Raw genomic sequence first — 6,772 nt, 5'->3', positions numbered from 1 at the left:
TCTCCCGTCCTGTCGGGGGGGCCGGGCCCCCGGGCGGGGGCCCGCCGCCCCGCCTGACCGGTCAGGCCAGCGAGATCTGGTCGCCGGTGACCTTCACGTTCTTCGGCGGAAGCGGCTTGGTGGCCGGGCCGCCCTTCACCGAGCCGTCCTCGATCGAGAACTTGCTGAAGTGGCAGGTGCAGTTGATGGTGCCGCCGTCGACGTTCGTCACCGGGCAGCCCTGGTGGGTGCAGATGGAGTCGAACCCCTTGAACTCGCCCTCGCGGGGCTGGGTGATCACCACGCCCTGGGCGGGATAGACGGCGCCGCCGCCCACCGGGATGTCCGCCGTGCGGGCCAGCGACTGCGCGCCCTCGCGGTCGCCGCCGCCGGCGTCACCGGTGCTGGGCACCGCCGGGCCGCCGCTGGTCGGGGCCGCCCCGTCGCCGGAGTCGTCGCTGCCGCACGCGGCCAGGACCACCGCCGCGCCGACGGCGCCCGCGCCCGTGAGGAGGGCGCGTCGCGTCCGCGTCGCCGGCCCGGTCAGCCCCTGATCGTCACTCATGCCTCGCCCTTCTCTCGGCTGCCGCCGCCTGGTCATGATCCGCGGCCACACTCGGTTACACGGATCACTCTGCCCGACGGTTCACCCGATCGGCGACCGCGGGGCCGGCCGGGCAGGCCCGACGGCCCGCCCGGCCGGCCCCGGTCGGCGGTGCGCCCCCGTGCCGACGGTCGGGGGGTGTGCGGTCAGCGTGCCCCGGCCGGCACCTTCCGGGCGCGGGACTTCGTGCCGTTGGCCTTGGCCGCCCGGGAGGTGGCCGCCGCCGCGCCCTTCGCCTCGCCGTCGAGCTTGAGCACCTGCCGCAGGAACTGGCCGGTGTGGCTGTCGGGCACCTCGGCGACCTCCTCGGGGGTGCCGGTGGCGAGCACCGTGCCGCCCCGGTGACCGCCCTCGGGGCCCATGTCGATCAGCCAGTCGGCCGTCTTGATCACGTCGAGGTTGTGCTCGATGGTGATGACCGTGTTGCCCTTGTCGACCAGCCCCTCGAGCACCATCAGCAGCTTGCGGATGTCCTCGAAGTGCAGGCCGGTGGTCGGCTCGTCGAGGACGTAGACCGTCCGCCCGGTAGAGCGCTTCTGCAGCTCGGAGGCGAGCTTGACCCGCTGCGCCTCGCCGCCGGAGAGCGTGGGCGCGGGCTGGCCGAGCCGGACGTAGCCGAGGCCGACGTCGACCAGCGTCTTGAGGTGCCGGTGGATGGCCGGGATGGCGGAGAAGAACTCGGCCGCCTCCTCGATCGGCATCTCCAGCACGTCGGAGACGGTCTTGCCCTTGTAGTGCACCTCCAGGGTCTCCCGGTTGTAGCGGGCGCCCTTGCAGACCTCGCACGGGACGTACACGTCGGGCAGGAAGTTCATCTCGATCTTGATGGTGCCGTCCCCGGAGCACGCCTCGCAGCGGCCGCCCTTGACGTTGAACGAGAACCGGCCGGGGCCGTACCCCCGGACCTTGGCCTCGGTGGTCTCGGCGAAGAGCTTGCGGACGTGGTCCCAGACCCCGGTGTAGGTCGCCGGGTTGGACCGGGGGGTGCGGCCGATCGGCGACTGGTCGACGCCGACCACCTTGTCGACGTGCTCCAGCCCGGAGACCCGGGTGTGCCGGCCGGGCACCAGCCGGGCCCCGTTGATCTGGTTGGCCAGCACCGCGTAGAGGATGTCGTTGACCAGCGTCGACTTGCCGGAGCCGCTGACCCCGGTGACGGCGATGAGCTGGCCCAGCGGGAACGACACGGTCAGGTTGCGCAGGTTGTGCTCGCGCGCGCCGTGCACCACCAGCTCCCGCTCCGGGGTCTGCGGACGGCGCCCCTGCGGCGTCGGGATCGACCGGCGGCCCGACAGGTAGGCCCCGGTCACCGACTCCGGGTTCTCCAGCAGCGCCGGCACGGAGCCGCTGTGCACGATCTTGCCGCCGTGCTCGCCCGCGCCCGGGCCGATGTCGACGATCCAGTCGGCGGTGCGGATCGTGTCCTCGTCGTGCTCGACGACGATCAGCGTGTTGCCCAGGCCGCGCAGCCGGACCAGGGTCTCGATCAGCCGGTGGTTGTCGCGCTGGTGCAGCCCGATCGACGGCTCGTCGAGGACGTAGAGCACGCCGACCAGGCCGGAGCCGATCTGCGTGGCCAGCCGGATGCGCTGCGCCTCGCCGCCGGAGAGGGTGCCGGCCGGGCGGTCCAGGGACAGGTAGTCGAGACCGACGTCGAGCAGGAACTTCAGCCGGGCGTTGATCTCCTTCAGCACCCGCTCGGCGATCATCTTCTGCCGGTCGGTCAGCTCGATGCCGGCGAGCAGGTCGGCGGCCTCGCCGACGGACAGGTTGCAGACCTCGGCGATGCTCCTGCCGGCCAGGGTGACCGCGAGCACCTCGGGCTTGAGCCGGGCGCCCCCGCAGGCCGCGCAGGGCACGTCGCGCATGTAGCCCTCGTACTTCTCGCGCGACCACTCCGACTCGGTGTCGGTGTGTCGGCGCTCGATCCACTGCACCACGCCCTCGAAGCCGGTGTAGTAGGAGCGCTCGCGGCCGAACTTGTTGCGGTAGCGCACGTGCACCTGGTCGTCGGAGCCGTGCAGGATCGTCTTCTGCGCCCGCGACGGCAGCGCCCGCCAGGGCGTGTCGACGTCGAAGTGCTCGGCCGCGCCGAGGGCCTCCAGCAGGCGCAGGAAGTATTCCAGGTTGTGCCCGGTCGACCAGGGCTGGATCGCGCCCTCGCGCAGGGTGCGCTCCGGGTCGGGGACGACCAGCTCGGGGTCGACCTCCTTCTTGGTGCCGAGGCCGGTGCACTCGGGGCACGCGCCGTAGGGCGCGTTGAAGGAGAAGACCCGGGGCTCCAGGTCCTCGATCGCGAGCGGGTGGTCGTTGGGGCAGGCCAGGTGCTCGGAGTAGCGCCGCTCGCGCTCCGGATCGTCCTCGGGCAGGTCGACGAAGTCGAGCAGGACCAGGCCGTTGGACAGGCCCAGGGCGGCCTCGACCGAGTCGGTCAGCCGCTGCTTGGCGCTCGCCTTGACCGTGAGGCGGTCGATCACCACCTCGATGGTGTGCTTCTCCTGCTTCTTCAACTTCGGCGGCTCGGTCAGCGGGTGCACCACGCCGTCGACCCGGGCCCGCGCGTAGCCCTTGGCCTGGAGCTCGGCGAAGAGGTCCACGTACTCGCCCTTGCGGCCGCGCACCACAGGCGAGAGCACCATGAACTTGGTGCCCTCGGCCATCGCGAGGACCCGGTCGACGATCTGCTGCGGGGTCTGCCGGGAGATCCGCTCGCCGCAGACCGGGCAGTGCGGCTCGCCGATGCGGGCGAAGAGCAGGCGGAGGTAGTCGTAGACCTCGGTGATGGTGCCCACCGTCGAGCGCGGGTTGCGCGAGGTGGACTTCTGGTCGATGGAGACCGCCGGGCTCAGGCCCTCGATGAAGTCGACGTCCGGCTTGTCCATCTGGCCGAGGAACTGCCGCGCGTACGACGACAGCGACTCGACGTAGCGGCGCTGCCCCTCGGCGAAGATCGTGTCGAAGGCCAGGCTCGACTTGCCCGACCCGGAGAGCCCCGTGAACACGATCAGGGCGTCCCGGGGCAGGTCGAGACTGACGTCACGCAGGTTGTGCTCGCGCGCGCCACGGATGATCAGTCGGTCGGCCACTGTCCGTGTACTCCCGGGTGAAGAAGATGAGGAGGAATTGTCCGCTCCGAGGCTGGTCTGAGCGGTTGTCTGAGTGGTGGTGGGCGCGCAGAAAGGCGCCTCGGCAACTCTAGCCCCGAGGTACGACAACTTCCCTCGCCGGCACGTTCCCCCAGCTCAGCCCGGTCCGCCGCGCGCGAGGAACCGGTCCGCCGTGACCGAGGAACCGGTCCGCCGTGACCGAGGAACCGGTCCGCCGTGACCGAGGAACCGGTCCGCCGTGACGGAGGAACCGGTCCGCCGTGACGGAGGAACCGGTCCGCCGTGACGGAGGAACCGGTCCGCCGCGCCCGAAGAAACGGGCGGGGCCGGTCGACGACCGGCCCCGCCCACGCGTACGCCCGTCAGGGGCGGGCGGTCCGCCGCCGCCCGGAGCGCCAGCCGCCGCGCCGCTCCGCGGCCAGCCGCGTCTCCCGCCGCCGGCTCTCGTACGCCACCTCCCGCTGCAACCGGCGCCAGCTCTCCCAGCGCCGCGTCGGCAGCTCGCCGCTCTCCAACGCCTCGCGCACCGCGCACGCGGGCTCCCCGTCGTGCCCGCAGTCGGCGTACCGGCAGCCCGTGGCCAGCTCGGCGATGTCGGCGAACGCCCGGTCCAGCCCCGCCGAGCCGTCCAGCAGGCCGACCGCCCGTACACCCGGGGTGTCCAGCACGGCGCCGCCGCCGGGCACCGAGAGCAGCGCCCGCCAGGTGGTGGCGTGCCGGCCCTTGCCGTCGACGCGCCGGATCGCCTGGGTGGGCATCAGCGCCGCCCCGGCCAGCGCGTTGACCAGGCTCGACTTGCCGGCGCCGGACGGGCCGAGCAGGCCGAGCGTGCGGCCGGGCGCCACCTCGGCGCGCAGCGGTTCGAGCCCGGTGCCGTGCTCGGCGCTGACGGCCAGCACCGGCACCCCCGGGGCGATCCCGGCGAGCTGGCGCGCGACGGCCTGCGGGTCGGCCGCCAGGTCGGCCTTGGTGAGCACGACCAGCGGCCGGGCGCCGGACTCGTGCGCCAGGGAGAGCAGCCGTTCGATCCGGCCGACGTCCGGCTCGGGGTGCACCGGCTCCACCACGGCGGCGGCGTCGAGGTTGGCGGCCAGCACCTGGCCGCTGGCGTCCTTGCCGGCGGTCCGCCGGACGAGGGCGGTGCGCCTGGGCAGCACCGCCTCCACGGTGACGTTGCGGTCGGGCCAGGTGCCCAGCAGCACCCAGTCCCCCGCGCACGGCAGGTTAGTCAGGTCGCGGGCGGCGGCGGCCAGGACCGCCCCGCCCAGGGTGGCGCGGACCGGGCCGTCCGCGCAGAGCACGGTGCAGACGCCGCGGTCCACCCGGGCCACCCGGCCCGGTCGGTGGCCGCCGCGTCGTGGTACGTGTGCCGCCCGGTCGGCGTCCCAGCCGAGGGCGGTCAGGTCGATGGTCATGGCATCCTCATCGGTGTCGGAGCGGGTTGACGCACGCGTGCTGCTACCGGCATGGTCACCACCTCCCCCCGCCGTTCCGGTGCCGCGTTCGACGCCGACGGTAGGTCGCGCCGCGACGCGCCGAAAGCGATTTCCCCGGCGACGGGGGGCCCACCGGCGGATAGGGTCGGTGGGTGACCATGGATCCGCTTCTGCTGACGGGCGAGGTGGACGCGGCCACGGACCGCCTGCTGCGGACCGCGGCCACCTTCGACGACACGGGCCTCGCCGGCGCGTCGCTGCTGCCGGGCTGGAGCCGGGGGCACGTCCTGGCTCATCTGGCCCGCAACGCCGACGGCTTCGTCAACCTGCTCACCGCGGCCCGCACCGGCGAGCCGATCCCGATGTACGCCTCCGCGGCGGCCCGGGACGCCGACATCGAGGCCGGCGCGCCCCGCCCGCCCGCCGCCCACCTGGACGACCTGCGCCGCTCCGCCGTCCGGTTCGCCGAGGCGGTCACCGCGATGCCGGTCGAGGCGTGGGCGGCCACCGTCCAGACGCGGCGCGGCCCCTGGCCGGCGGCCATGCTGGTCTGGGGCCGGCTGCGCGAGATCGAGGTGCACCACGTGGACCTCGACGCCGGCTACCGGCCGGCCGACTGGCCCGAGGCGTTCGGCCACCGGCTGCTGCACGAGGTGGCCGGCGACCTCGCCGGCCGCGCCGACGTCCCGCCGATGGTGCTGCGCTTCGACGGCAGCCGGCACGAACTGGTCGTCGGCGACCGGGCCGCGGCGCCCACGCTCACCGGCGCCGCCCCCGAACTCGCCGCCTGGCTGATCGGCCGCAGCCCGGGCACCGTGCTGACCGTCACCCCCGACGGCCCCCTGCCGCAACCACCGGAATGGATATAGGCGACCTCATGACCTACAGCGGAGACGTCACGCCCGGCGGCACGCCGGCCGTACGCGAGCTCGACCGGCTCACCATCACGAAGGTGTCGGTGGGCCCGATGGACAACAACGCCTACCTGCTGCGCTGCCGGGCCACCGGCGAGCAGGTGCTGATCGACGCCGCCAACGAGGCGCCCCGGCTGCTGGAGCTGGTGGGCGACGCGGGGCTGGCCACGGTGGTCACCACCCACCAGCACATGGACCACTGGGTGGCGCTGGAGGAGGTGGTCGCCAAGACGGGCGCCCGCCCGCTGGTGCACGCCGACGACGCGGCCGGGCTGCCGATCGAGGCCGAGACGCTCGCCGACGGCGACAGCGTGCCGGTGGGCGAGTGCGCGCTGGAGGTGATCCACGTCAGGGGCCACACCCCCGGCTCGATCGCGCTGCTCTACCGCGACCCGGCGGGGTCGCCGCACCTGTTCACCGGCGACAGCCTGTTCCCCGGCGGGGTCGGCAACACCGACCAGGACCCGGAGCGGTTCTCCGCGCTCATCGACGACGTCGAGCACAAGCTCTTCGACCGGCTGCCCGACGAGACCTGGTTCTACCCGGGGCACGGCAAGGACAGCACGCTCGGCGCGGAACGTCCCGCGCTGCCCCAGTGGCGCGCCCGCGGCTGGTGAACCTCAGCGGGGCCGGGCGCGATCCGCGCCCGGCCCCCGGGCGCCCCGCGGGGGCGCGCGGGGGCCCGCGGGGGGGGGGGGGGCCCGCGCGGGGGGGCGCGGGGGCCGGGCGGCG

5 protein-coding genes are annotated in these 6,772 nt (G+C 74.0%); 2 read left to right on the top strand and 3 right to left on the bottom strand.

The genetic code is table 11. The features are described 5' to 3' along the window. Positions 1–61: 61 nt before the first annotated feature. The 3 genes from AB0G08_RS23730 to rsgA form a co-directional block, all read right to left on the bottom strand. Positions 62–544 (bottom strand): Rieske (2Fe-2S) protein, encoded by a 483-nt coding sequence (locus AB0G08_RS23730; RefSeq protein ID WP_357868688.1) that lies wholly within the window; start codon positions 542–544, stop codon positions 62–64. Between the two features lie 185 nt (positions 545–729). Further along, the gene (uvrA, locus tag AB0G08_RS23725; protein ID WP_358091570.1) at positions 730–3,669 is read right to left on the bottom strand and encodes an excinuclease ABC subunit UvrA; all 2,940 of its coding nucleotides are present in this window, start codon (positions 3,667–3,669) and stop codon (positions 730–732) included. Between the two features lie 383 nt (positions 3,670–4,052). Then, positions 4,053–5,105 (bottom strand): ribosome small subunit-dependent GTPase A, encoded by a 1,053-nt coding sequence (gene rsgA / locus AB0G08_RS23720; protein ID WP_358091568.1) that lies wholly within the window; start codon positions 5,103–5,105, stop codon positions 4,053–4,055. A 173-nt stretch (positions 5,106–5,278) separates the two neighbouring features. Here rsgA and AB0G08_RS23715 point away from each other — a divergent pair, with 173 nt between their 5' ends. Both AB0G08_RS23715 and AB0G08_RS23710 read left to right on the top strand, forming a co-directional pair. Further along, positions 5,279–5,995: a maleylpyruvate isomerase family mycothiol-dependent enzyme gene (locus tag AB0G08_RS23715; RefSeq protein ID WP_358091566.1), complete on the top strand. Its 717-nt coding sequence runs from the start codon at positions 5,279–5,281 to the stop codon at positions 5,993–5,995. 8 nt (positions 5,996–6,003) lie between these two features. Continuing rightward, on the top strand, positions 6,004–6,657 hold the full coding sequence (locus AB0G08_RS23710) for an MBL fold metallo-hydrolase (RefSeq protein ID WP_358091564.1): 654 nt from the start codon (positions 6,004–6,006) through the stop codon (positions 6,655–6,657). The last annotated feature ends 115 nt before the right edge of the window (positions 6,658–6,772 follow it).

Origin of the sequence: Micromonospora sp. NPDC023644, from assembly GCF_040640115.1 — a bacterium.
Lineage (GTDB): Bacteria > Actinomycetota > Actinomycetes > Mycobacteriales > Micromonosporaceae > Micromonospora.
The sequence above is the reverse complement of the archived record's forward strand: the minus strand, read 5'-3'. Positions and strand labels throughout refer to the sequence as shown.